Annotated in this window: 22 protein-coding genes and 2 pseudogenes; 7 read left to right on the top strand and 17 right to left on the bottom strand. The window is 66.2% G+C overall.

Annotation, left to right across the window (positions count from 1 at the left end):
• Positions 1-38 precede the first annotated feature (38 nt).
• The 3 genes from ACFVW6_RS20280 to ACFVW6_RS20270 all read right to left on the bottom strand — a co-directional run bounded on the left by ACFVW6_RS20280 (position 39) and on the right by ACFVW6_RS20270 (position 3,882).
• Positions 39-1,628 carry a serine/threonine-protein kinase gene (locus ACFVW6_RS20280; protein WP_378833132.1) on the bottom strand — a complete coding sequence of 530 codons (1,590 nt, stop codon included), beginning with the start codon at positions 1,626-1,628 and terminating at the stop codon, positions 39-41.
• A gap of 96 nt (positions 1,629-1,724) precedes the next feature.
• A complete protein-coding gene (locus ACFVW6_RS20275; protein ID WP_378833135.1) occupies positions 1,725-3,320 on the bottom strand; it encodes a serine/threonine-protein kinase in 1,596 nt (531 codons plus the stop codon).
• Positions 3,321-3,459: 139 nt separating this feature from the next.
• Positions 3,460-3,882 (bottom strand): uL11 family ribosomal protein, encoded by a 423-nt coding sequence (locus tag ACFVW6_RS20270; protein WP_355280554.1) that lies wholly within the window; start codon positions 3,880-3,882, stop codon positions 3,460-3,462.
• Positions 3,883-4,078: 196 nt separating this feature from the next.
• Between ACFVW6_RS20270 and ACFVW6_RS20265 the strand changes: the two genes are divergently transcribed.
• A complete protein-coding gene (locus tag ACFVW6_RS20265; RefSeq protein WP_378833138.1) occupies positions 4,079-4,882 on the top strand; it encodes a transglutaminase family protein in 804 nt (267 codons plus the stop codon).
• 4 nt (positions 4,883-4,886) lie between these two features.
• Here the strand turns inward: ACFVW6_RS20265 and ACFVW6_RS20260 are convergent.
• Positions 4,887-5,185 (bottom strand): annotated as a pseudogene (locus ACFVW6_RS20260) (hypothetical protein); the annotation flags it as partial.
• 65 nt (positions 5,186-5,250) lie between these two features.
• On the opposite strand from ACFVW6_RS20260, the gene ACFVW6_RS20255 reads away from it, so the two are divergent.
• From ACFVW6_RS20255 to ACFVW6_RS20245, 3 genes are all read left to right on the top strand, one after another.
• Positions 5,251-5,505: a hypothetical protein gene (locus tag ACFVW6_RS20255; RefSeq protein ID WP_378833140.1), complete on the top strand. Its 255-nt coding sequence runs from the start codon at positions 5,251-5,253 to the stop codon at positions 5,503-5,505.
• Positions 5,502-5,930 (top strand): type II toxin-antitoxin system VapC family toxin, encoded by a 429-nt coding sequence (locus tag ACFVW6_RS20250; protein WP_378833142.1) that lies wholly within the window; start codon positions 5,502-5,504, stop codon positions 5,928-5,930. Before ACFVW6_RS20255 ends, ACFVW6_RS20250 begins: the two co-directional genes overlap by 4 nt.
• 96 nt (positions 5,931-6,026) lie before the next feature.
• Positions 6,027-7,580: a hypothetical protein gene (locus ACFVW6_RS20245; protein WP_378833144.1), complete on the top strand. Its 1,554-nt coding sequence runs from the start codon at positions 6,027-6,029 to the stop codon at positions 7,578-7,580.
• 11 nt (positions 7,581-7,591) lie between these two features.
• Here the strand turns inward: ACFVW6_RS20245 and ACFVW6_RS20240 are convergent, their stop codons facing one another.
• Positions 7,592-8,527, bottom strand: a complete 936-nt coding sequence (locus tag ACFVW6_RS20240; protein ID WP_378833147.1) for a hypothetical protein — start codon at positions 8,525-8,527, stop codon at positions 7,592-7,594.
• Between the two features lie 156 nt (positions 8,528-8,683).
• Entirely contained in the window at positions 8,684-9,307 is a 624-nt protein-coding gene (locus ACFVW6_RS20235) for a hypothetical protein (RefSeq protein WP_378833150.1), read from the bottom strand.
• A 668-nt stretch (positions 9,308-9,975) separates the two neighbouring features.
• On the opposite strand from ACFVW6_RS20235, the gene ACFVW6_RS20230 reads away from it, so the two are divergent.
• Positions 9,976-10,653, top strand: coding sequence for a hypothetical protein (locus tag ACFVW6_RS20230; RefSeq protein WP_378833152.1), 678 nt, complete (start codon positions 9,976-9,978; stop codon positions 10,651-10,653).
• A gap of 30 nt (positions 10,654-10,683) precedes the next feature.
• On the opposite strand, the pseudogene ACFVW6_RS20225 reads toward ACFVW6_RS20230, so the two are convergent.
• The 5 genes and pseudogenes from ACFVW6_RS20225 to ACFVW6_RS20205 form a co-directional block, all read right to left on the bottom strand.
• Positions 10,684-10,920, bottom strand: a pseudogene (locus ACFVW6_RS20225) (23S rRNA (adenine(2503)-C(2))-methyltransferase RlmN); the annotation flags it as partial.
• 73 nt (positions 10,921-10,993) lie between these two features.
• Positions 10,994-13,789, bottom strand: coding sequence for an AAA domain-containing protein (locus tag ACFVW6_RS20220; protein ID WP_378833154.1), 2,796 nt, complete (start codon positions 13,787-13,789; stop codon positions 10,994-10,996).
• Positions 13,790-15,832 (bottom strand): hypothetical protein, encoded by a 2,043-nt coding sequence (locus ACFVW6_RS20215; RefSeq protein ID WP_378833157.1) that lies wholly within the window; start codon positions 15,830-15,832, stop codon positions 13,790-13,792. It abuts the gene before it with no gap.
• Positions 15,829-16,533: a protein phosphatase 2C domain-containing protein gene (locus tag ACFVW6_RS20210; RefSeq protein WP_378833159.1), complete on the bottom strand. Its 705-nt coding sequence runs from the start codon at positions 16,531-16,533 to the stop codon at positions 15,829-15,831. The genes ACFVW6_RS20215 and ACFVW6_RS20210 overlap by 4 nt, the downstream gene beginning before the upstream one ends.
• A gap of 35 nt (positions 16,534-16,568) precedes the next feature.
• Positions 16,569-17,540, bottom strand: a complete 972-nt coding sequence (locus ACFVW6_RS20205; protein ID WP_378833161.1) for a VWA domain-containing protein — start codon at positions 17,538-17,540, stop codon at positions 16,569-16,571.
• 188 nt (positions 17,541-17,728) lie between these two features.
• On the opposite strand from ACFVW6_RS20205, the gene ACFVW6_RS20200 reads away from it, so the two are divergent.
• Entirely contained in the window at positions 17,729-18,433 is a 705-nt protein-coding gene (locus tag ACFVW6_RS20200) for a DUF2510 domain-containing protein (RefSeq protein WP_378833164.1), read from the top strand.
• Positions 18,434-18,505: 72 nt separating this feature from the next.
• Here the strand turns inward: ACFVW6_RS20200 and rlmN are convergent, their stop codons facing one another.
• Positions 18,506-19,615 (bottom strand): 23S rRNA (adenine(2503)-C(2))-methyltransferase RlmN, encoded by a 1,110-nt coding sequence (gene rlmN / locus ACFVW6_RS20195; RefSeq protein ID WP_355280551.1) that lies wholly within the window; start codon positions 19,613-19,615, stop codon positions 18,506-18,508.
• A gap of 113 nt (positions 19,616-19,728) precedes the next feature.
• Between rlmN and ACFVW6_RS20190 the strand changes: the two genes are divergently transcribed.
• A complete protein-coding gene (locus ACFVW6_RS20190; protein ID WP_365007011.1) occupies positions 19,729-20,100 on the top strand; it encodes a lipopolysaccharide assembly protein LapA domain-containing protein in 372 nt (123 codons plus the stop codon).
• Between the two features lie 3 nt (positions 20,101-20,103).
• Here the strand turns inward: ACFVW6_RS20190 and ACFVW6_RS20185 are convergent, their stop codons facing one another.
• The 5 genes from ACFVW6_RS20185 to rpsB all read right to left on the bottom strand — a co-directional run bounded on the left by ACFVW6_RS20185 (position 20,104) and on the right by rpsB (position 24,475).
• The gene (locus ACFVW6_RS20185; protein WP_355280547.1) at positions 20,104-21,060 is read right to left on the bottom strand and encodes a phosphatidate cytidylyltransferase; all 957 of its coding nucleotides are present in this window, start codon (positions 21,058-21,060) and stop codon (positions 20,104-20,106) included.
• A 50-nt stretch (positions 21,061-21,110) separates the two neighbouring features.
• Entirely contained in the window at positions 21,111-21,668 is a 558-nt protein-coding gene (gene frr, locus ACFVW6_RS20180; protein WP_030202900.1) for a ribosome recycling factor, read from the bottom strand.
• 49 nt (positions 21,669-21,717) lie between these two features.
• The gene (gene pyrH, locus ACFVW6_RS20175; RefSeq protein ID WP_357344415.1) at positions 21,718-22,446 is read right to left on the bottom strand and encodes a UMP kinase; all 729 of its coding nucleotides are present in this window, start codon (positions 22,444-22,446) and stop codon (positions 21,718-21,720) included.
• A gap of 232 nt (positions 22,447-22,678) precedes the next feature.
• Entirely contained in the window at positions 22,679-23,503 is an 825-nt protein-coding gene (gene tsf / locus ACFVW6_RS20170; RefSeq protein WP_355280545.1) for a translation elongation factor Ts, read from the bottom strand.
• 108 nt (positions 23,504-23,611) lie between these two features.
• Positions 23,612-24,475, bottom strand: coding sequence for a 30S ribosomal protein S2 (rpsB, locus tag ACFVW6_RS20165; protein WP_355280543.1), 864 nt, complete (start codon positions 24,473-24,475; stop codon positions 23,612-23,614).
• Between the last annotated feature and the right edge of the window lie 54 nt (positions 24,476-24,529).

Below are 24,529 nucleotides of genomic sequence, written 5' to 3'. Positions count from 1 at the left end.
ACCGTTCGCCCCGGTGCGGGGGTCGCGCGGGGCCGGACTCAGCCCAGCGGGAAGCCCGCGACGTCGGAGATCAGGACCGGCATGTTCTTCTCGACCGTATTGCCCGCGAAGGGCGTGTCGTCGGAGCCGCGGTAGAAAAGCAGCACCCAGCGCGCCCGCGCGGGGTCGGAGAACGTCGAGACCACGGCGGAACCGACGTACTGACCACCGCTGGTCCGCTCCCGCCGGTCGTCGGTGCGGGTGCCGCTCGTCGCCTGACCGTGGTCCTTCGTCTGCTGCCGGAACCGAGCGACGGCATCGGCGGCGGCCGCGGCGGTGGGATAGGTGAAGAAGGCGTAGTGCGTGTCACCGACGAAGTTGTCGGCGCAGTTCCATTTCGCCTGGTAGCCGTTGAAGGTCTTCATCCATTCCTCGCCGTACTTCGACGGCTCCAACCGGCCCGAGCACAGCCGGTCCCCGAGCACCCGCCCGCTGTCGTAGCCGTCGGGCAGCATCTGTGGGAAGGCGGCGTGCAGCGCGTCCATGTCCTTGTGACCGGCGGAGCGGTGCATGGCATCGGCCAGCGGGGAACTGTCGTCCTGCCACACCCAGTACGTCACGCCGAGGATCAGCGCCAGCACCGCGAGCAGGACCACCGGCGTCCAGTTGCGGCGCGGCGGGGGGACCGGACGACCGGGATAGGGCCGCGCGGGTGGCTGCCCGTACCCCGGATAAGGCTGCGGCACAACAGGATGCGGCAGCTGTGGACGCGCCTGCGGATGCTGCGGCCTCGACTGCCCCGCGAACACGGTCGGCTGCGCACCGGTGCCACTCAGCGCGCGACGCGCGGCCGCGGCGAATTCCGCGCAGGAGTCGAAGCGATCGGCAGGCCGCTTGGCCAGCGCGCGAGCCAGGACGGCGTCCAGCGCGACGGGCAGATCGGGCCGGTACGCCCGCAACGATGGCGGCGGCGATTGCAGATGACCCTGGATGACCAGGACCGGATTGGTCGCCTCGAACGGCGCCACCCCGGTGAGCAGCGAGTACAGCGTGCAGGCCAGCGAATACTGGTCGGAGCGGTGATCCAGGTGAGCGCCGGTCAGCTGCTCGGGTGAGGCGTACGCCAGGGTGGCGGTGAAGGTGCCGGTCTGCGTCAGGTGGTGCACGTCGTCCCGGGGCCGGGCGATGCCGAAGTCGGTGAGCAGCACCCGCTCCCGGCCGTCGGAGTCGGCCAGCAGGATATTGGCGGGCTTCACGTCGCGATGGAGCACCCCGTTGCGGTGCGCGTGATCGAGCGCCGCCGCCGTGCCCTCGACGATGCGCAACGCCCGCTCGACGGGAACCGGATGCGCGATGGTCGCCGCGTCGACCCCGTCGACGAACTGCATGCTGATCCACAGCCGCCCGTCGTCGACACCCCGGTCGTAGACCGTGACGATGTTCGGATGCTCCAGCTGCGCGGCCAGATCCGCTTCCCGTTCGAATCGGGCACGGATCTCGGTGTCGGCGAACAACTCCGGGTTCAGCAGCTTGAGCGCGGTCTGCCGGGGCAGGCGCGGGTGCCTGGCCAGATACACCGATCCCATTCCGCCACGGCCGAGTTGACGTTCGATGGTGTATCCGGCGAAAACCGTCCCGTCGGAAATCACTGACTGCCCCCGCATCTCCCGCGTCGTCCGACGCGTGAGGACCCTACCAAAACCCGGATTCAGCGCGGCGGGCCAGCGCGGCGCCCGGCGACCCGGTCAGAGCGGCGCCTTGGCCAATCGCGCCTCCAGATCGTCGAGCCATCGCTGGTTGTCGCCCTTGGCGCCGCGCATCTGCGGCATGGCGAACAGCACGAACCTGGCGCGATCCGGGTCGGTGAAACTCGTGAGAATCGTGGCCCGTTCGCCGTCGTACTCGTCGGTGGAGAAGAGCCGGTGGTTCTGCCGGGTGCCGATGGTGACGGTTCCGCGGTCGGTCGATTCCGCGACGAAGCCGCTCACCGCCGACCGGGCGGCCTCGACGGTGGCGAAACTGTAGAAGCGGTAGGCGAGGGCGTCGTCGTCCGGGTCCAGGCATTCCCACCGGGCCTGCCAGTCGTTGAAGTTCCGCAGCCCGCCTTTGTCGATCGTGTAGAACGACTTCCACACCGGCGCGCCCTTGCAGTACGTGCCGCCGTATCCGTCGTTCTTGTCCGAGGACGGCGGCAGCATGCCGGGAAAGGCGGCCGACATCGCTCGCAGATCGCGGTGCCCAACCGACCGTTCGAGCTGCTGCGCGATGATCCCGGTGTCGTCCTGCCAGGCCCAGATCCCCCCGCCGAGGACGAGCGCACCGACGATCACGGCCGCGACCAGCCTGCCCGTACGGCGGCGCGGCGGCGGGACAGGAGCCCGACCCTGCGGGCGCGGACCGCCGGGCGGGCGCCTGGGGTAACCCCGAGCCGGACGCGGCGGCGTGATGTGCCCGATCGGATTCCCCTGGATTCCGACCGGCAGGGGCCGCCCGGCGAACACGGTCGGCTGCGCACCGGTCCCCTGCACCGCACGGCGCGCGGCGGCCGCGAACTCCGCACACGAGTCGAAGCGATCGGCGGGACGCTTGGCCAGCGCGCGAGCCAGCACAGCGTCCAGCGCGACGGGCAGATCGGGCCGGTACGCCCGCAGCGACGGCGGCGACGACTGGAGGTGGCCCTGGATGACCTGGACCGGATTGGTCGCCTCGAACGGGGCTACCCCGGTGAGCAGCGAGTACAGCGTGCAGGCCAGCGAGTACTGGTCGGAGCGGTGGTCCAGGTGGGCGCCGGTCAGCTGCTCGGGTGAGGCATAGGCCAGCGTCGCGGTGAAGGTGCCGGTCCTGGTGAGGTGGTGCGCGTCGTCCCGGGGGCGGGCGATGCCGAAGTCGGTGAGCAGCACCCGCTCCCGGCCCTCCCCCGCGGCCAGCAGGATATTGGCCGGTTTCACGTCGCGATGCAGGACACCGTTGCGGTGCGCGTGGTCCAGTGCGGCCGCGGTGCCCTCGACGATGTGCAGGGCCCGGTCGACGGGCACGGGGTGGTCGATGGTCGCGGCGTCGACCCCGTCGACGAACTGCATGCTGATCCACAGCCGCCCGTCGTCGACACCGCGGTCGTACACCGTGACGATCTGCGGGTGCTCCAGCTGTGCCGCCAGATCGGCTTCCCGTTCGAAGCGCGCACGGATCTCGGTGTCGGCGAACAACTCCGGATTCAGCACCTTGAGCGCGATCTGCCGGGGCAGGCGCGGATGCCGGGCCAGATACACCGACCCCATCCCGCCGCGCCCGAGTCGACGTTCGATCGCGTAGCCGGCGAAGACGTCGCCCGTCGCAAGCATGGTTCCCCCTGGTCGGTCCCGGCCGCCGCTGCGCATCCCACCGGTCGGCCACCACCAACCTAACGCCTGACCGCGCGGCAGCGGACATCGTGCCGCGGCGGCCGACGATCGCCGGGCGGGACCGAGCTCGCCGCCCGGCTCACTCCTCGATCCGCACACCCATCGACCGGGCGGTGCCCGCCACGATCCGCATCGCGGCCTCCACGTCGGTCGTGTTCAGATCGGGCAGTTTGCGGATGGCGATGCGCCGCAACTGTTCCCGCGACAGCGCGCCCACCGGCTTGTGACCGGGACGGGGTGAGCCCGGTTTACCGAGGGCCTTGCGGATGAGCGAGGCGGTCGGCGGCGTCTTGAGCCGCATGGTCCAGCGTTTTCGGGCATCGATCGTGATGACGGCGGGGATGATCTCCCCGCGCTGATCGGCCGTCGCCGCGTCGTAGCGGCGTTTGACTTCGAACGGCGGGATACCGGTGGGACCGAGCATCTTGCCGAGAACCATGAGGGAGGCGTTGCCCGCCTCGAGTTCGAGAGTGACTGTGACAGAGGCTGTTCCGCGCGCCATAGTCAACGATCTCGGACGCGGGCCTCGATCCGGTCCCGCGCCGGTAACGCCTGGGCCGCAACGCGATCGGGCGTCAGCGGATGCCGGGGCGCGACGGCCGCCGATCTCGGCCCGGCACCCCCGCCGTTGCGACTTCGCGACCGGCGGACGCCGTGTTCGAGTCGCCCCGCGCGCCCCGGCCTGTCAGGCTGGAGCCGTGAAGCGTGATGTGTCCGCGAGCATGGAGATCACGGTCCACGCCGACGCGGTGCTGCAGTGGCAGATCGCCGTGGCCCGCCAGCCGGGCCTCGACCTGATCGAGTCCATGACCTGCGTGCTCGACGGCGAGTACGTCACCCCGCGCGAGGTCATCGGCCCGCACCATTCCCGGCTGCACGTGCTCGACGCCAAGGCGGGCACGCTCCGGCTGGACTACCAGGCGACGGTGTTCGGCACCGCGACCCCCGCACCGGCCACCGACTACGAGATCGCGCTGTACCGGCGGCCGAGCCGCTACGCCGAGTCGGACAAGCTACTCGGTTACGCCGCCGCCGAGTTCGGCTACGGCATCGTCGATCCGGGGATGCCCGCGCGGGTGGCGGCGTGGGTGGGCAGGCGGATCTCCTACGTCGCCGGCAGCAGCGCCCCGATCGACGGCGCGGTCGAGACCCTGCTGTCGGGCACCGGCGTCTGCCGCGACTTCTCCCACCTGGTCGTCGCGCTCCTGCGCGCGGTCGGCATCCCGGCGCGGGTGGCCGCCGTCTACGCCCCCGGGTGCGTGCCGATGGACTTCCACGCCGTCGCCGAGGCCTACGTCGACGGCAGGTGGCACACGCTCGACCCGACCTGCCTGGCCCCGCGCCCCAGCCTGGTCCGCATCGCCACCGGGCGCGACGCCTCCGACATCGCCTTCCTGGACAACCACGGCGGCGACATCACCCTCAACACGCTGACGGTGAACGCCTTCGTCGACGGGCCGCTGCCCTACGACGACTTCACGCAGTCCTACGTCATCGAGTAGCGGATCAGCCCTCGGCGGCGAGCTGACCGCAGGCCGCTGCGATCTCCTGACCGCGGGTGTCGCGCACCGTACAGGAGACACCCTGGGCACTTCGGCGATCGACCAGCGGTTGTTAACCGGCACTAGGGTGTCGCGCAGTTCGCCGTTGACGGTGTGCAGCGAGACCGCGAGCCGCACCGACATGCCCTCGGCCAGCCTGCGGATTGCGGGCGCCAGACCGACGGTCGACACCGTCACCGAACGCTGCGAGATACCGAGACCGTCAGGCGCAGGCGAGGTGATCCAGCCCACCCGAGCGGCAATGTGCCACAGCGTGGTACGGTGTGGATATGCCAGTCCCTCAGGTACCGCGGCCGACCGAGGTCAGCGTGCGTCAGTTCGTCAACGACTCCGGTGCCGTTACCCGGGGTCTGCGGGAAGGTAGGCAATATGTCCTCACCATCAACGGCGAGCCGCTAGCCGAAGTAAGGCCCATCAGACGGCATCGCTTCGTACCGACCGGTCAGGCCCAAGCAATGTTCGCCGCTGCCCCCGCACTCGACTATGACGCGCTGCGCGACGACCTGGACACGGCCATAGACGACGAACTCTCCGACGACCCACTCGAAGGAACCGAGCTGTGACTCGTCAAGCCAGGGGCGTTCTCGACACCAGTATCGTCGCGGCCTTCTCACTGTTCGACCCGGCCGAGCTTCCCGTCGAGTCCGCCATCACCGCGGTCACCTTGGGCGAGCTCTCGCGTGGGCCATACGCCACCGACGATCCGGGCCGACGCGCCCGCCGGATCGCCGTACTACAACACACCGAAGCCACCTTCGGCGACGCGCTCCCCTACGACAGCGAAGCCGCACGACTGTTCGGGTTGATCTGCGCCTCGGTCTATGCGATCGGCCGACAACCACGTCGACGGACGGCCGACCTCATGATCGCCGCGACCGCAGCGCGAAACGGACTTCCGCTGTACACCACCAATCCCAAAGATTTCGTCGGCATCGAGTCCCACGTCACGATCATCCCGGTTACCCGCCCAGAGGGAGCTAGCGGCTGACCGTTGATGGTAGGTCAGTCCGCATTACAGCCGGGGCGAGCGAGGCTTTGGACGGAAACCGGGGCGTCGAGCCGGCAACCCGTGCGAGAGTTGATCATGGCGCGTACCGACCCGATCTCCGGTGCTCAGCTGGCCGTTCTGAACTGGGTCGCTGAGGGATGCCCCGATGGGGTCATGAAGGGCCACACCTATAAACACAGCGCGAAGGCCCTGGAATGGCGTCGTCTGCTAACTGTGTCGACAAAGGGCGGCACTTGGCGCGCGGAACTGACGGAAGCCGGCCGCTACTACCTCGAACGAGGTCGGTATCCAGACGGACACTGGGCCAGCAAACACAGGGCGAGAGCACCTCGTCGGCCGATCCAGCAGCAGGGTCAAGCCGGAGTATCTGACCGGCGCCAGCGCGTCCACGTCGACGCCGCCGTTCAGCGCAACGAGGTAAACGGTGGCGATCGCACCGTCCACACTGAGGGCGAAACCAGGGAGGCGCGACCACCTGTGGCGGATTCCTCACCGGTGGGCAAGCCGCTTTCGGCCCCCGGGAAGAAGCAGCAGCCTCGTCGCTCGCGCCCGGTCGATAATCTCATCGCTGACATCGTCGACGCCGGTGGAACACTCCTTGTTCAACGGACCGCCGACGGGCCCAATTACGACAGTCTGATCCGCTCCGCCGTGCGGTTCGGCAAGGTTCCGCAAGGTAAGCTCCTGGTGACCGCGCGCGGGCAGTCTCCCCGAGAACTGGCCATCAAGCTGGTGGATCAGCCGAAGCCACTCATAGTGCCGCCCCGTCGAACGTTGGCCCATCCGGCAGCAATTCGCCTGCGAGACGACGACACGAGTATGCAGTTCACACCGTCGGTCCGAGTGTGGTCCCTTGGAGTAGTGGATGTGCTCGCCTCAGCGCTTGCGGCAGAGGGCGCCGACGTCTACGCAGTACCAGGACACGATCGTCGAGGGGGCTACCACAACCGGCGGAACAGCCCACCAAATGTTTTGCGAGTGAAGATAAAGGGGCACACCTTCGGTGTTCAGATGGTAGAGCCGCCCGAGAAAGTTCCGCATGAGGCGACGCCGACCGAACTCGCCCGCGCCGCACGGGATTCCGCATATTCGATCGCAAAGTATGACGTCGTTCCCAGCGGGCGAATCATGCTGACGATTACAAACGGCGTCTCATGCCTCGAGTCATCGTGGACATACAGTGACGACGAGGGCACGGTCGACCTGGCCCCAGTGGTTCTGGAGCTGGGATTACGGGCAGCTGACGCCGAGGCGAAACGGCTCGCGGACGAGCGCGATGCTGCCGAACGTCGACACCGATGGGAAGCCGCAATGGCGACCGCAGAGTCGGCATTCGCCGACGCCCACCGCGCGAAAGTCTTTCGGGAACAGGCCGAGCGCTGGCGTCAGTTGCAGGAGCTCGACGAGTATCTGGCAGCAATGCGATCCTACGTCGCCGCGCTCGACGACGCGCATGACGCGGAGGAAGCAGCTCGCTGGCTGGAATGGGTGTCGAACTACCGAAAGGGATTGGATCCGCTGCACGGCACGCTGGGGATGCCTGCTATCCCCAAACCCGGTGCCGACGATCTGAAGCCGTATCTCAACGGCTGGAGCTACTACGGTCCAGACCGCTCGTCGAGGTGGTGACGGGCAAGGTTTCACCACCACCGCCGTGCACGGACCTTGACATACCGGACCGGCATTTCGGACGGATGCTTGGGACGTTCGATCTCGGGCCGGACACTCGTCGGCGTTATACGTCCGGTCTCGTGTTCGCGTTCGATCACTTCGGCCAGCATGTGGTTATGGTCCTGGAGGGCATCGAGGAGGCGCCGCACGATGCGGTCGAGGCGTCGCACCTCCGCCTCGGCGGCGGTGACACGTTCGTAGGTAGTCACAGCGCGGTGGCCGCACCACTGGCGAAGCAGCTCGTGCTGCGGCCTCTCATTTTCGACGTACCATCTGTACTCCCATTCCGGATCCGAGGTGCGCTCGCCCGACCCATCGATAGCCCGATACTTGCGCCCGCCGATACACAGGTCTCGCGCCTTTTCCTCGGCCTCCATCACCCAATCGAGGACGGGCGCGGGATTCTGAAGACAGGCCAGCTCGGCGACCAACAGCGAGCCTGCCGATGACAGTAGCCGCGTGCCGTCGAGCTCGAACGACGCCACGGCAGTGGTGATTTCATCGAGTGTGGTGCCGATGAGCTTCTCGAATCCGGATCGGTCGTGAACTTCCGTTACCTGCTTGACCTGTTGCCGTCCCCAGCAAGTCGCGATCTCGTCGGGTATCAGCAGTTCGAACACCGTGTCGATAGCGAATTCCTCTGTCTCGCTGATGTCGTCCTCGGCAGCCAAGCGGCCCCAGTTCGCCATGAGTTCGTCGTATCGCTGGACCGAGCTCCAAGGTCCATGGAGCCGACCCGAGGGGGCGTTCTCTTGTTGCCCGGCCTTCTTGCCGTCGAGGAACTCGATGTCGATGCGAACGCTGCGCGGACGCCTATCGATCGCGCGGACGCGCACACGCTCGGATGGCGAATAGTCCCGCAGGCGATAGATCCACTCACAACCGACGTCTGACTGTGCCGGCACGGTGCGAGGCTCGTCAGTGGGCGGCGGAGATGTCATATCCGAAGCGTTACACACCTGTCGCGACGAGGTCGCTAGATCGGTCGATCGTCGAGGACATCGCGCGACGCTGTCGAACCGCGCTCCTGCGGTGTGGTGCTGACGGGCGTTTGGTGCGCGCTATTGGTCGTTGTCCAGCTCGGCCAGCTGTTTTCGCAAGTTGCTGGCAGCCGACTCTGTATCCTCGAGCTTCTTCTGCAGTGTCGCGCGCGAGGGCATCCTCGCCTTGGGCTTCTTGACGGGTGCGTTCGGTACCAGCCAGCCGTTCGGTTCGCACGACACGATCCGGTGCAGGTATCGGCATGTGCCACAGCGCTGTTCCGGAGAGGGTTTCGGAAGGCCAGCAACAATCATCCGCCTCATATGCTCGTAATCAGAACGCAAGCCCTCGAAGGCCTTCTCAGCTTCCGGCTGATCAAGTTCTGCCAATCGAGATTGCGGTTGTTCGTCGCTGAGCGTTGCCACTGGTCCGTTACTGGGCCGCCAAGCGAGATCTTCCACCGCGACCTCGGTGTGGTGTCCGCACGCCAGGATGGCGCTCCAGTATGCGAATGTTCGAGGCTCAGCGTGACGAATCTTTGCCCAGCATGCGGGATCGTAGGACATGTAGTCGGGCGGCTCGACCGGGTCGGCGGGATGATCCACGATCCGGTACTCGCCCCATTCGACTATCTCCAGGTAGCTGTCAGTCTTGTCCTTATACAGGTGTTCGATTTCGCCAGGCGGCAGATCGCCATCGATCAACCCGCTACATGGCACATCGTATCCAGGGGCGAACGCATGTCGCCGTGGATCAGCAACTCCTCGACGCAACCACAGTCCAAACGCACGCGCCACCGAAAGAGATCTTCTGCCTTGGGCCTCCTCAGCTCCCAAATGTCCAGAAGGCCGGGCGGAACGAGGTCCCGCTGCAGTTGCTGACTTTCGTTGAATTCCTTCAACGCTCTGGTCGCCGATCGTGGAACGCCGGGGATCTTTGGTCCGGTCGGGACCATACTGAAGCCGACCCAATGTTTCGGCTCGAGAGAACACCCCTCGGGACGCGACAGGTCCGGCAGGTATGAATCTTCTCTGCCCATTCCCTGTCCTGGTACCAGCGTCGGCGGATCGAGTGGCCGCAGGTGAGGCCGAGTTCCCATTCGTCATACTGGCGTGACTGTACTGAAGTCCTATGTCCATACAAGAGGCGTGCAATCGTGGTCCACCGCTCTTGGCTCATCGGCGGTGGTGGACAGCACCACAAACCGTGCAGGACATTCGATCCTTCTACGCTCCAATGTCCTTCGCCACACCTGCCGTGTCGCTCGAGGGATGTTCTCCTCTGCTCCTGATCAACGGAACTGCTGTGCGCATTTCGCACAGCATGGTACCTTTGCCTGTACGAAATGCGCACAGATCGAGGAGGACTGGCGGTGCCCACACCGACCTGGCACAACGAGCCAGTGAACCCGTCCCAATACACACATGCCATGCGAGAGGCGTCCGAGGTTGCCCTTTCAGCGATGAGCGGCCCGGCTCTACCTTCACTGAACACCGTCGAACTACTTCACATCCTCGAAGCCGCATCGTGGCTGGATTACTTGCGCGTCTGGGCAACCGAAGCAGTGTTCCCGATCGCCCGCGAGTCCGGAGCATCCTGGGCACAACTAGCGGCTGCGATGGGCGAAAGTCGCTCGACAGTCAAATCTCGCTACGAACGCCAGCACTCAACACCCGAAGAGGCGAAACCCGTAATGAGGAACATCTCCACCCAACTCCGTGTCCGACAAAATGGCGAGAACGCTTGGACGGTAACCATCGGCGCTGGCAATCGAATCGACCTAGATGACACCGAAATCCGTTCACTGATCCTCGAAATGAACACGCGAATGGCGAAGTTCCCCATGCCGAACGATCCGACACTCATGGAACTGCACGGCATCACTTTCGAGCGGGCGGACAACGGCCCGACACTCGGCGATGTTTGCTGGATAGCAGCACTCAATGACCAGACTGCGGCCGTAACCATCGGACAAATGGCGAGACTGTTCGACCGAATCGATCGCGAAATTGGGATCGACCGCGACCCGAATACATTCCGCCGAAGTTAACTCCCGAGCGGCCTCTGACGCCGGGTCCAGCAGGGGAATCAGATTCACATGCACCAACGGCCCCAACGCCTTACGCAGCTCCTTGCCCAACATGTCCGCGCGCCACCCCTGATCGTTGACATCACGGATCAACGCGTACTCGATCGACACTCGACGACCCGACCTATCCGCGTAATACCGTGCCGCGTCCAGGACTTCGGCCACCGACCAACGGTTGTTCACCGGAACCAAGGTATCCCGCAGCTCATCGTCGGGAGTATGCAGTGACCCCTCAACGGCCGAAAATTACTGTCCGTATGTGCGGTTAGACCAATCAACAGTTCCAACGCACAATCTGGCATCATAGCAACCCGCCAATGTTGAACCCGGGCGTGAGCACCCTGTCGAGAGCCGCTCGAATGCGAGGTATCTCGGCGCTTCCGGTGGTGGGTAGGCGCAGCAGTGGGATGCGGTACTTGACGCAGACCTTGTTCTTCAGCGCGTCACGGGCCAGCTGGTCCGGATTGTTCTCGTGGTATTCGTATCCGTCGACCTCAACCGCGCAGACCCATCGACGCGTGACACGGTTGAATACGACGAAGTCGAAGCTCGCGCGATTGTTCACGAATTGTGCCTCAGCCACGGTCAGCTCAGTTGTGTCGGGCAGTAGGTTTCGAACCAGTACCTCGGCCCGGATGCCGAGGCCAAGGTACTTCTGCTCCTGCACAACCTCTTCCAGCACGGTGGCGACGATGTCCTGGGACAGGAATCGGGAACGTCGCCGGATTCGGGACATAAGCGGTCGCAGTCGCGCGGAGTAGTCGCGGTAGAGCAGGTCGAACACCGACACGATCGAGCTGTCGAAAACGGTGCTGCCGGGATTCCGGTAGCCGATGTAGCCGATGAGGTCGCGAAGATTGCTGCTGCGCGGCAGCATGTCGTGGTTGGTGACGAGCACGAACCGCTTCTTCGCCCGCGAGACGGCGACATTGATCATCTGTGGGTCGTCGAGGAACCCGAGCCCGCCCTTCTCCTCGGGGTCCGATGTCTCGTCGAGGACCGTGGTCATCACGATCACGTCCTTCTCCCGACCTTGGAATCGGTGGATCGTGTCTGCTTCGACCGCGCCGAGGAGCGCGTCTGTGACCTTGCTGACTTGCTTGCGGTAGGGCGTGGTGACGCCGATGTCCGTCGCCGCGAAGTCGGCACAGTACGTCGGGAGGATCTCACGTTCGATCACATCGATCTCTCGCTGGTTGGACCGGCTCTCCCTGTGGCGACGCATGTGATTGCCTTCGACGGTCCGCGCGACGATCATCGATTCCCAGCCGGGGGTGCTGGTGGTGAAGGTGATCAGCTCGTCGTCGTAGAACTTGCTGTTGCAGAATCCGATGATGTCGGGAGCGCATCGATAGTGCTCACGCAGCATGGTGCGCGGCAGCGCGGCACCGTACAGCTCGATCAACGCGGACAAGATGCTGTGCCGGTGGAAGTCGTACACAGGGAGCGGTGGGGGCGGGCAATCCTTCGACTCGAGACCCGGAATGTGGGCCAGCTGTTTCACATCCCCCACGACGATCACGTTCTTGCAGCACGCGAGCACGTTCGCGGCCTCCAGCAGATTCACCTGCGAGGCTTCGTCGATGATGAGGTAGTCGAGCATCCGGCCGCGCCCGATGCTGCGCTGTAGGGAATGACACGTGCTGAGGATCACCGGATAGTCGCGGCTGAACCGCTGCCACTCGCGCAGGTAGTTGTGGCCGTAGATGCCCGGCCGGTGCTGGGCGTAGCGGTCACGCAAGCGGTCGGTGAGCCACCGCAGCGAGCGCTCGCGGTGTCGATCGGTCAGCTCGTCGAACTTCGCGGAGCTCAACGTGCTGGTGAGCCGGCCGATCTCGGCATCGAGATCGGCGATCCTCTTGTCGAAGTACAGTCGTTGCAGCCGCAGGACGACCTCGACGTCGCTGGCGTCGACCGCTCGCATCGACCGGTATCTGATCCAGTGGATGATCCGGTCGACGGCCTCGGGTAACACGCCCGGCTGGGCCAGGCCGGGATCGGTGTCGGCGATGTAGTCCAGGATCTTGTCCGCGGGCCAGCGCAGCACCGGCAACAACCGCTCGTCCGGCAGCGACTGCCGATCGAAGTGGGTCATGAAGTGTTCGCGTTCGAGCAGGTAACCGTCGCGCTCGGATCGCCGTTGGGCGAGTTCGCCCTGCGTGGTTTGGAGCAGGCGTAACCGCCGATCCAGGGTGGCGATCTCCTCGACCGAGCCGATCTCGCCCCTTTCGGTCGCGACAAGGCGCGCGACAAGCCTGTTCCGGTTGTCCTGGGTACTTCTGCCGAGAAACTCCCGCCGCTTCTCCGACCGGCCCAAATCGGCTACCACATAGCCGATTTGGACGTCGATGAGCTTGTCGCGCACGTTCTCGACCGCGGCGTTGTTCGAGGACACGACCGCCACGGTCTTGGACTCATCGAGCAAGATGTTGGCGATCAGGTTGAGGATGGTCTGTGTCTTGCCGGTGCCGGGCGGGCCGTCCACCGCCGAGATCGGAAATCGCAGCGCGTTGTCGATCGCCTTGCGCTGACTCGGATTGGTGTGAAACGGGTAGATTCGCGGATCGGGCGCGTCGTCGCGCTGTTCCAGGCGTGCGCCGGTGAGAAACCTATGCAGCACGCTGTCAGGGTGAAGGAAGGTGAGGTGGTCGAGCCCCTCCCGCAGGAGATGGCCCGTCTCCGGCAGTAGACCCGCGAGTTCGCGCCAATACCGCAGTACCGCAGCAGATTCGGCAATCGCGGCGCCGTTGCGAACGATCTCGACCTCGCTCGCGGGGCGCGCATGCCAGGTCCCGTCCCGGGCGAAGATGTGCCACCAGCCACCATCGGGAGTGTCGAAAAGGTAAGCGCCGCTGGAACTGTCACATAGCACACCGTCCGCGAGGATCTCGGTCCCCTGGTCCGGTGGTAGTTGTCGTGGGTGGTTCGCGAGGTAGACCCGGTCACGGCCGTAGCGATAGGTGCCGCCGCGTGCGTAGCTGATGTGGATCAGCCGACCGTCGATCTGATAGCCCTCTATCTCGGCGGTCTTGTTCTCGACGAAACTACCGTCCCGTTCGCGGACGACCACGGCGTATTCACGTGCGTTGATCGTCACCTAGACCACCAGGATCATCAGGGTCAGCAAACCCAGGATCGCGAGCCCGAACACCATCCAGTCCCAACGCACCGACGACCGCTGGTGTCCCGGGTGGTTCACCGGTGGGTGCCATGTGACGGGTGGGGGTGGCTGTGGTGGCAGAGGAGGGGGCTGCGGAGCGGCCGGGCGGCGCGATGACGGAGGGAGATGCGGGGCCCACCACGATTCGGCCGTAGTTGCGGGTGTCGACCGTGCTGCCGGGACAGCCTGCGATGGGCGTGCGGCAGGGGTGCCAGGCACCGACCGGGCAGCGGGGCTGGGAGACGTCGGCCGGGTGGCAAGATTGGGAGGTGCCGGGGGTGCTGCCGGATCAGCAGGCGATGGGCGCGCGGCCTGGTTAGGAGGCGCCGATCGTACGGCCGAATTGGCAGGCGCCGGGCGCGCGGACCGCGATGTCCGCGGCTGCGGGGGTGCTGTGTCCGGTGTGGGGGTACTCGGCGGGGCAGGGGACGGCGAGCTCGTTCGCACCGGAGCCGCCGGGGGACGCACCCTCATGGCAGGGCTTTCGTACAACCTGCTCAGCTCGGCCTGTCTGCGCGCCTGTGCCGCTGAACGATCTGTGGGCGGCACAACCGCCGCAGCTCGCGTCGATGACGGAATCGGCGGCGCGCCTGCGCTCTTCGGTGCCCTGGTAGGCCTGGGTGGTGCTGGTGCGACAGCGGGTGGCGGGGATTTCAGCGCGGCCATCTGTTGATCAGTGAGATTGCGTAGCAGGCCGACCCGCACGAGTTCGATCTGCGGGACAGGCACGCCCTTGTTCACATAGGTCACGACGGTGCCGGTGATCGCGATCTGCCAGTCTTTCAGCTTCGGCAGGAGGCGTTTTCCATGCGTGCTGCGGCTGCCGTACTTGTCGAAGAGCTGACGTGCGACGCCGTCGTGGGCGACGATGGTGAAATCGCCCCGCCGGTAGTCACCGAGGTTGATCAAGGCCACATCGCGGCCCTGGAATCCCTTGTTGACAATGCCAAACTGGATTTTCCCGTAGACGGTGATGGTCTCACCCGCACGGTTCAGCAGCTCGTCACGTTCGCTGCCTGCGACGAACTGACCGAGCGCCAGTTCGAAACCGCCCGCAGCCGGTGCGCCCGCCCCGGTCCCCGCCAAGACGGTTTCGACGTAGTCGTAGTCGGTTCGGCAGGCCCGCTTCAACGCAGCGGCAGCGCCAGCGACTCCGCTGATGCGGGCGAGCGCGGCGAACAACGGCGAGTTTTCCGGGTCGACGAAGTCCCGTGCGGTGAAGATCAGGTTCTCGCCGGTACCGCCGAAGTCGTCCCACAGCGATGGCTGGTGCCGGAGCGCCCGCAGTGAGACATCGATAACCGCGGCCGCGAAAGTATCGATGCCACTGTCGAAACGGCCACCGCGACCGGGATGCTGATAGTTGCGGTGACCTTGCTCGATTGCCGGCAACCCGGTACCGGCGAACGTATCGACAAACATGCCGTCGTAGTCGATCAGGGTGATCGAAAGGTCCCGGCCGACGAGGATGTTGCCGTGCTGGAGATCGCCGTGTGCGGCGCCCGCGGCGCGCAACGCGACGACCGCGTCCGCGATCGCGACCCGCACCGTCTCGATTGCGACCGGATCCTGGTAGCCCTCGATCCAGTCCTCCACCCACACGCCGAGCATCTCACCGGTCGACCATCGCATGCGCACGGTCGGAAAACCCGTGCCGTTCACCATGATCCCGTCGGCTTGGTACACGGCATCGATCAGGAACGTCAGATTCGGATGGCCGGCGACGAACCGGTAAATGTGCTCGTAGCGTTCGCGCAGTCGGCGCTCATCATGGCCTTGCTTGTGAAAACAGCGCACCGCGAAGCGCTGTTTCGAGGCGCTGTCGATAGCGAACGTCGCCGCGAACCCGCCCGAGGCGACTGACGGCATGCCCTGCGCGTTGCGCACGGGCTCACCGGTTCGAAGCAGGTCGACATGGCGGAAAGCGATCGGTGGATTTGCCACCGCACTTTGGTAATTCAGCAGGCTCGGCAATCTCATAGTCGCACCGCGCAGATCGTTGTGTCGTCGTTGTCCATGCCGGCGCGGCGCGCGTGCTCCACCCACGTCCGGAACTCGTCGTCGTCACCGGGGATCGTGCTCACGTCGATGCGCGCGCCACCGCGTTTCTGTTCCAGCAGGTACTTCGCCAGACCATCGGAGGCGAGCACGAGATGATCACCACCCGCGTAGTCATCGCCGTGTTCCCAGAGCGCCGCCCGATGGGAGACATCCCCGGAATGGGTGGTGATCAGGGCCGGGGTACGACCGAACTGGCGCGGATGATCCAGCGGACCCGCTGTGATCAGCTCTCCGTCACGCAGGTGCAGCAAACACGCGTCGCCGATCCCGATCGCTCGGTACCGCTGCCGCGCCACGTCGATATCCACCCCGACAAATGTCGCCGCGCCGCCGCGCCGCAGCTTCTCTTGGGCATACCAGGGAAGCCCTGCCGTGTCGACCCGTTCCCGCCAGTGCGACCTGAGTGCATCCAGCACGGCGAGTTCTAGAATGTCCACGCCATCGATCGCGTAGGCGGCTACCAGCAGCTCCGCCCACTCCTCGGCACGAGCGGTGGTCGACGCGCCGTCGGCGAGCGCGAAGCGCGACCCGGTGCCACCGATCGCGCGATCATCGTTCTCGTCCGGGTCGCGTCCCTCCTTGTGCCGGGTGGCCAGGCGCGCCGCTGGAGTATTGGTCATCGTATCCCCCTGTGCCCGAACGTGTTCCGGGGCGGTTACCAGGTCTGGGCGTCGCCGTGTGCGCGCGTACTCCCGTCTTGGCCGTCATCGACCGCATCGTCACCGTCGTCCGAAACCAGGTCATCGGCGGCCGGGCTCATGAGCTCCTTCAGCCCGGTCGGAGTGACCGCGCGAGTACCGATGTCGAGGAAGTCGATCACCATCGTGACGTCGGCGTTGTAGAGGAACCCGCGCGAGCCCGCGTTCACCGAATACCCGAGTGACGCGGACGCTTCCAGCATCGACGGCGGCAGAATGCTCGAAGCCTCGAACAGTCGCCGCGCGTTCGGGTCGCTCAAACCCGCCGCAGTGTCCGGGAAGGTCACCGACTGCCCACCGAGGGCCGACAAGTGGAGGTTGAACACCAGGGCCGCACCGTCGTCCGTGGACAGGGCGCGGATTCGGTTGGCCGCGTCGCGCGGGTCACCATCGGTACTGGCCCCGTCGGTCACATTGATCACGATCGGCGGGAAACTCGACGGATGCTCCGCGCACCACGACGCGATCACCGGTTCGGCGTAGGTCAGTGCCGACACCATGGGTGTAGCGCCATCCGACAGCGGATCCACCCACACCGGCATCTGCTGGTTCACCGCGACGACGCCGCCCGCACCATCGGGCACTCGCCGGGTCACCGCATCGACCCGGCGCGGATTCTCAGCGAGTTCGGAGACCGGCAACACCCGCCGGTCGGCATCGGCGCCATGAAGGATCGGCCCGATCTTCGCGCCGTACCCAACCACCCCGACCTCGAAGTAGTTGTAGATCCGCTCGCCGCCACGACTGCACAGCAGCACGGCGTTGCCGAGCAGGTTGTTCACCGCCAGCGCCAGCACATCAGCCTTCGTGCCCTGCCCCTGCCCCGCGGGCTCCGACATCGAGAACGACTGATCTACCAGCAACATCAACAACGCCGGCTGCCTACGGTTGATCTCCGCTGAGTACACGATTCCCCATTCCATGAACACAGATCACCAATAGCGCCATCCCCGCACGCATCTCGGACTCGAAAGAGATTGTAGCCCTTACCGTTCCATCGGGCCGACAGCTCGCCCCCGGGGGCCGCGCCTCGTCATCCGAGCCAAGGACAACCCGTCGGCCACCAAGGCTCGTTCTGGCATCCTCGAAGGAGCCGACAAAGCCAGGGGGAAATGCGATGAGCAACACACCACCGAACTGGTACCGGGACCCCTCCGACGCCGACCACCTCAGGTACTGGAACGGCATCGAATGGACCGACAACAGGATGGCCGCCGCACCTGCCGCGCCGAACCCGGGCGCATCGACCGCGAAAGTGCCGTTGTTCGGCGCACGCGCGCTGGCGAAGCGCCAGTCCGCCGAACTCGCCGACGCGATAGCCGAGAATCAACGGCTCCGAGCGCAATTGACGGCGCTGGGAGGGCTCGAAACAGCGCAACTGCAGCAGCTGCGCGACCAGCTCGCCACTCAAGTAACCGACGATCAGGCCATGCTGGACGCCCTGCGCGCTGAGGTGATCAGCACCCGCGACGAGCAGGTGCTGCAGGAGATCGGGATCTACGAGTACCGCCATCCGCTCTCGGACTCGATGGCCTACCGCACGGCGCTGGAGCTGTTGCAAGGCGAGATCAAGGCGATGGCGCGCCGCGACGGTGGTGCGATCGAGGCATCGACCACGTGGACCGTCAACGGTTCGGTCACCGAGGGACGGAAGATGGTCCGCGAGTACTCGAAGTTGATGTTGCGGGCATACAACGCCGAAGCGGACAACCTCGTCCGCAGTCTCAAGCCGTACAAGTTCAGCTGGGAACTATGGATGCGAACGTATTGCGCAAGTGGGGTTCTGTTTGGTTCGACCTTGTCCATGCTGGGCAGGTTCTGAAACTTCGATCGGTATCGAGCCTGGCCTCCGACAACTTGATTCAGAGCTTCATACCCAGCCGTCGCCGCTCCATCAGCCCTCGGCAGCCAATTGCCCACAGGCGGCAGCAATCTCCTGCCCCCGCGTGTCACGCACCGTGCAGGAGACGCCCTGGGCGATCACCCGGCGCACGAACTCCTTCTCGACCGGCTTCGGGCTGGCATCCCACTCGCTGCCCGGCGTCGGGTTGAGCGGGATCAGGTTCACGTGCACCAGCGGGCCCAGTGCCTTGTGCAGCTTCTTGCCGAGCAGGTCCGCCCGCCAGGGCTGATCGTTGACGTCACGGATCAACGCGTACTCGATCGACACCCGGCGACCGGACTTGTCGGCGTAGTAGCGCGCCGCGTCGAGCACCTCGGCGATCGACCAGCGGTTGTTCACCGGCACCAGGGTGTCGCGCAGTTCGTCGTCAGGAGTGTGCAGCGACACCGCGAGCCGCACCGACATGTCCTCGTCGGCCAGCTTGCGGATCGCGGGCGCCAGGCCGACGGTCGACACCGTCACCGAGCGCTGCGAGATGCCCAGACCGTCGGGCGCGGGCGAGGTGATCCGGCGGACCGCGTTCACCACCCGCTTGTAATTGGCCAGCGGCTCACCCATCCCCATGAACACGATGTTGGACAGCCGGCCGGGGCCGCCGTGCACCTCACCGTCGCGCAGCGCCGCGGCCGCGGCCCGCACCTGGTCGACGATCTCCGCGGTCGAGAGGTTGCGGTTGAGCCCGGCCTGGCCGGTCGCGCAGAACGGGCACGCCATGCCGCAGCCCGCCTGGCTGGAGATGCACAGCGTGTTGCGGTCGGGGTAGCGCATGAGCACGCTCTCCAGCAGGGTGCCGTCGTGGGCGCGCCACAGCGTCTTGCGGGTGTCACCCTCGTCGCAGGCGAGGTGGCGGACCACCGATAGCAGCGGCGGGAACAGCGTCTCGCCGACCTTCTCGCGCACGTCGGCGGGCAGATCGGTCATCAGCGCCGGGTCGGCCTGCAGCCTGCCGTAGTACTGGCGGGCCAGCTGGTCGGCGCGGAACTTCGGCAGTCCCAGCTCCTGCACCGCGACCTTGCGCTCGTCCGCGTCGAGGTCGGCGAGGTGGCGCGGCGGCAGACCGCGACGCGGGGCATCGAACACGAGGGGCAGGGAGGTGGCCATAATTCCACCATTGTCCCAAACGAGGTGGCGGGCCCGGTCGCCGGGCCGCCACGCCGAACGCCGTTATCGAGAAGATGCGTGCACCGGTGATAGCTGTCGGCCATGATCGAACCATGTCCACCAATGCCGAATCGGGTGCGTCACCGGCCGAACACGAGCCCGCCGCGCCGACCAGCGAGCCGACCGGGACCCAGCACCGCAAGGACAAGCAGGCCCCGGCCAAGCGCGCCACCCCGCCCGGGGTCCACGGTTCGCGCACCGGCTACGCCTGGATCGGCCTGCTCGCGGCCGCGATCATCGGCATCGTGCTGCTGATCTTCATCATCCAGAACCTCGACCAGGCCCAGGTGAACCTGCTGTTCTGGGACTTCTCGCTACCGCTCGGCATCACCGTGCTGCTGTCGGTGATCGCGGGCGCGCTGGTGATGGGACTGGTCGGTGGGGTGCGGATCCTGCAGCTGCGCCACGCCGCCAAGAAGCCCTGAGGCTCAGAGCAGCGCGCTGAGCACCAGCCAGGACACGAACGCCGAGGGCAGCATCGAGTCGAGGCGGTCCATGATGCCGCCGTGGCCGGGCAGCATCGTGCCCATGTCCTTGATGCCGAGTTCGCGCTTGATCTGCGACTCGATCAGGTCGCCGCAGGTGGCCACCACCACCAGGCCGATGCCGAGGACGACGCCGATCATCGAGTTCGCCTCGAGCAGCAGCGTGACGGTCAGCAGACCACCGATCACGCTGAACACCAGCGACCCACAGAACCCTTCCCACGACTTCTTCGGGCTGATCGCGGGCACCATCGGATGCCTGCCGAACAGCACGCCGGCGACATAACCGCCGACATCGGAGCAGACCACCAGGATCATGAACGTCAGCACCCGCAGGTTGCCGTCGGGTTCGAGCAGCAGCAGCGTCGAGAACGCGGCCAGCAGCGGGATCCAGGTGAGCGTGAACAGCGTGATCGCGGTGTCGCGCAGGAAGTTCTTGGGCGCGGTGCTCAGCCCGTGGTCGAACAGCCGCCACACCATGCAGACCAGCGCCGTCGCGGCGAACGCGCCGACCACGCCCTGCGCACCCCACGGCCAGCCCAGCCAGAACACCGCCTGGCCGCCGACCAGCAGCGGGATCCGCGGGACCAGGACGTCGGCCTCCCGCAGCCGCTTGGCGACCTCCCAGGTCGCGACGGCGACCGCCGCGCCCACCACCCCGATGAACACCTTGGGGACGAACAGCAGGATCGCGATGAGCGACAGACCGAGCCCCAACCCGACCGCGAGTGCCGCGGGCAGATTGCGCCCCGCGCGCGACGCGGGCGCCTGCGGCTCGGCAGGCGCCTGGTCGTCCGGTGTCTGCGGCGCCGCGCCGGTCTCCTCGACCTGGTCCGGCGTCGGCTCCGGTGCCGCTCCGGTGGCGGCGGCGTCTTCGGCCACGATTGTCCCGTCGCTCAACTCGTCGTTCCGTTCATCCCCCGCACGAGCGGGACTGGCGAGATCTGCGCTCAGACCTCGAGCAGTTCGGCTTCCTTGTGCTTGACCAGCTCATCGATCTGGCCCACGTACTTGGCGGTGGTCTTGTCGAGCTCCTTCTCGGCGCGCCCGACCTCGTCCTCACCCGCCTCGCCATCCTTCTGGATCCGGCCCAGTTCGTCCATCGCCTTGCGACGGACGTTGCGAATCGAGACCTTGGCGTCCTCACCCTTGCCCTTGGCCATCTTGACCATCTCGCGGCGCCGCTCCTCGGTGAGCTGCGGCACCGTGATGCGCAGGATGTCACCGTTGTTGGTCGGGTTCACGCCCAGGTCGGAGTTGCGGATCGCGTTCTCGATCGGGCCGAGCTGGCTCTGCTCGTAGGGCTTGATCACCACCATGCGCGGCTCCGGCACGGTGATGCTCGACATCTGGGTGATCGGCGTCAGCGAACCGTAGTAGTCGACCACGACGCGGGCGAACATGCCCGGGTTGGCGCGGCCGGTGCGGATGGTTCCGAGGTCGTCCTTCGCCACCGAGACGGCCTTCTCCATCTTCTCCTCGGCATCGAAGAGCGCTTCATCAATCACGACCGGTTCCTCCACAGCGTCGTCATCGTCATCATCCGCGGTTGCGGGATCAGGACCGAACCAAGGTGCCGATGTGCTCACCGGCGACCGCGCGGGCAATGTTGCCCTTGGTCAACAGATTGAACACCAGAATCGGCATCTGGTTGTCCATGCACAAGCTGAAGGCGGTCGCATCGGCCACCTTCAGCCCCTTCTCGATCACTTCCTTGTGCGTGATCTCGGTGAACATGCTCGCGTTCGCGTCCACGCGCGGGTCGGCGTCGAACACGCCGTCGACCGCCTTCGCCATCAGCACGACCTCGGCGCCGATCTCGAGCGCGCGCTGGGCGGCGGTGGTGTCGGTGGAGAAGTAGGGCATGCCCATGCCGGCGCCGAAGATCACGACGCGGCCCTTCTCCAGGTGCCGCTTGGCCCGCAGCGGGAGGTACGGCTCGGCGACCTGGCCCATCGTGATGGCCGTCTGCACGCGCGTGTCCACCCCCTGCTGCTGGAGGAAGTCCTGCAGCGCAAGGCTGTTCATCACGGTGCCGAGCATGCCCATGTAGTCCGAGCGGGCGCGTTCCATGCCGCGCTCTTCCAGCTCGGCGCCGCGGAAGAAGTTGCCGCCACCGATCACCACGGCCACCTGGACGCCGGTCTCGACGATCTCGGCGATCTGCTCGGCCACCGTCTGCACGACATCCGGGTCGAGACCGACCCCGCCGCCACCGAACATCTCCCCACCCAGCTTCAGCAGCACCCGGCGGTATCCAGGGCGGTCGGTACCCGGGTCGGTCATGGGTGTTCGTCTCCTTCGGCAAGGTCGATATGGGTCGAACTGCGGGCACGCGAATCGGCCGCACAGCAAGGCGAAGCGGCATCCATCCTGCCTTATCCGGTTCCCGTCACCGCACAAGACCCCCTTGCGCAACGCGGAGACCCTGGAACCGGGGGCAGCTGCCGTCAGGAATCGGCAAGAGCCCCTCGGGGGCAGACGGACGCTGCTCCCGAGGGGCTCTCGTTCAGGCGGATCAGGCCTGGCCGACCTCGAAGCGGGCGAAGCGGGTCAGGGTGACACCGGCCTCGTCCAGGAGGGCCTTGACGGTCTTCTTCGAGTCGGTGACCGACGCCTGCTCGAGCAGGACGACGTCCTTGAAGAAGCCGTTGACGCGGCCCTCGGTGATCTTCGGCAGCGCGGCCTCGGGCTTGCCCTCTTCGCGGGCGGTGGCCTCGGCGACGCGACGCTCGTTCTCGACCAGGTCGGCCGGGACCTCGTCACGGGTGACGTAACGGGCCTTGAGCGCGGCGACCTGCATCGCGGCGGCGCGGGCGGCCTCGGCGGCGGCATCGCCTTCACCGGTGTACTCGACGAGCACGCCGACGGCCGGCGGCAGGTCCGACGCACGCTTGTGCAGGTAGGTGGCGACCGGGCCGTCGAAGGCCACGACGCGACGCAGTTCCAGCTTCTCGCCGATCTTGGCCGACAGCGCCTGCACGGCGTCGTCGACGGTGCCGTTGTCCAGCTTCAGCGCCTTCAGGGCGTCGAGGTCGGCAGGCTTGCCGGCCGCGGCGGCGGTGACGACCGCGTCGGCCAGCTCCTGGAACTCGGCGTTCTTGGCGACGAAGTCGGTCTCGGAGTTGATCTCGACCATGACGCCGTCCTTGGCGATGACCAGACCCTCGGCGGTCGCGCGCTCGGCGCGCTTGCCGACATCCTTGGCGCCCTTGATGCGCAGCACCTCGACGGCCTTGTCGAAATCGCCGTCGGACTCGGCCAGCGCGTTCTTGCAGTCCATCATGCCGGAGCCGGTGAGCTCGCGGAGCCGCTTCACGTCAGCAGCGGTGTAGTTCGCCATCGGGGGCGAGCCTCCTCGTGTGTGGGGTGCTTGGGTGTTTACACCACCTTGCCGACCGCTTCTGAATTCAGAAGGGCCGGCAAGGTGAACGTAGAGCTACCGATCAGCTCAGAAGTCGGCCGGGGTGTGCTGCGCCGGGTCGGCCTTGACCTCGGCCTCGGCCTCGGCGGGCGTCTCGGCGGCAACCTCGGCGGCCGGGGTCGCCTGAGCCAGCAGCTCCTGCTCCCACTCGGCGAGCGGCTCACCGGCGCCGGCCTCGGGCTTCGCGTCGCCGGAAGCCTGGCCCGCGCGGGCCTGCACGCCCTCGGCCACCGCGGAGGCGACGACCTTGGTGAGCAGAGCGGCGGAACGGATCGCGTCGTCGTTACCCGGGATCGGGTAGTCGACCAGGTCGGGATCGCAGTTGGTGTCCAGGATCGCGATGACCGGGATGTTCAGCTTGCGCGCCTCGCCGACGGCGATGTGCTCCTTGTTGGTGTCGACGACCCAGATGGCCGAGGGCACCTTGGCCATGTCGCGGATACCACCGAGGGTGCGGTCCAGCTTGGTCATCTCACGCGTCAGCATGAGGATTTCCTTCTTGGTGCGACCCTCGAAGCCACCGGTCTGCTCCATGGCCTCGAGCTCCTTCAGGCGCTGCAGGCGCTTGTGGACGGTCGAGAAGTTGGTGAGCATGCCACCCAGCCAGCGCTGGTTGACGTAGGGCATCCCGACGCGAGTCGCCTCGGCCGCGATCGACTCCTGGGCCTGCTTCTTGGTGCCGACGAAGAGAACGGTGCCACCGTGGGCGACAGTCTCCTTGACGAACTCGTAGGCCTTGTCGATGTAGGTCAGCGTCTGCTGCAGGTCGATGATGTAGATGCCGTTGCGGTCGGTGAAGATGAACCGCTTCATCTTCGGGTTCCACCGACGAGTCTGGTGCCCGAAGTGCGCGCCGCTGTCGAGCAGCTGCTTCATGGTTACGACAGCCATAGCTCCCGTATCTCTCTTTCGTTGCCGGTTGACGCAGCCGATCGGCGATCGACT

It is taken from the genome of Nocardia sp. NPDC058244 (assembly GCF_042882065.1).
Taxonomy (GTDB): Bacteria; Actinomycetota; Actinomycetes; order Mycobacteriales; family Mycobacteriaceae; genus Nocardia.
Note: the sequence above shows the minus strand (reverse complement) of the source record. Positions and strands in the feature narration are given on the sequence as shown.

Excerpts from the sequence above, each read along its gene's own strand:
- ACFVW6_RS20275 (WP_378833135.1), bottom strand. The coding sequence starts at position 3,320 with ATGCTTGCGACGGGCGACGTCTTCGCCGGCTACGCGATCGAACGTCGA.
- ACFVW6_RS20270 (WP_355280554.1), bottom strand. The coding sequence starts at position 3,882 with ATGGCGCGCGGAACAGCCTCTGTCACAGTCACTCTCGAACTCGAGGCG.
- ACFVW6_RS20245 (WP_378833144.1), top strand. The coding sequence starts at position 6,027 with ATGGCGCGTACCGACCCGATCTCCGGTGCTCAGCTGGCCGTTCTGAAC.
- ACFVW6_RS20215 (WP_378833157.1), bottom strand. The coding sequence starts at position 15,832 with ATGAGATTGCCGAGCCTGCTGAATTACCAAAGTGCGGTGGCAAATCCA.
- ACFVW6_RS20210 (WP_378833159.1), bottom strand. The coding sequence starts at position 16,533 with ATGACCAATACTCCAGCGGCGCGCCTGGCCACCCGGCACAAGGAGGGA.
- ACFVW6_RS20200 (WP_378833164.1), top strand. The coding sequence starts at position 17,729 with ATGAGCAACACACCACCGAACTGGTACCGGGACCCCTCCGACGCCGAC.
- rlmN (WP_355280551.1), bottom strand. The coding sequence starts at position 19,615 with ATGGCCACCTCCCTGCCCCTCGTGTTCGATGCCCCGCGTCGCGGTCTG.
- ACFVW6_RS20190 (WP_365007011.1), top strand. The coding sequence starts at position 19,729 with ATGTCCACCAATGCCGAATCGGGTGCGTCACCGGCCGAACACGAGCCC.
- pyrH (WP_357344415.1), bottom strand. The coding sequence starts at position 22,446 with ATGACCGACCCGGGTACCGACCGCCCTGGATACCGCCGGGTGCTGCTG.
- tsf (WP_355280545.1), bottom strand. The coding sequence starts at position 23,503 with ATGGCGAACTACACCGCTGCTGACGTGAAGCGGCTCCGCGAGCTCACC.
- rpsB (WP_355280543.1), bottom strand. The coding sequence starts at position 24,475 with ATGGCTGTCGTAACCATGAAGCAGCTGCTCGACAGCGGCGCGCACTTC.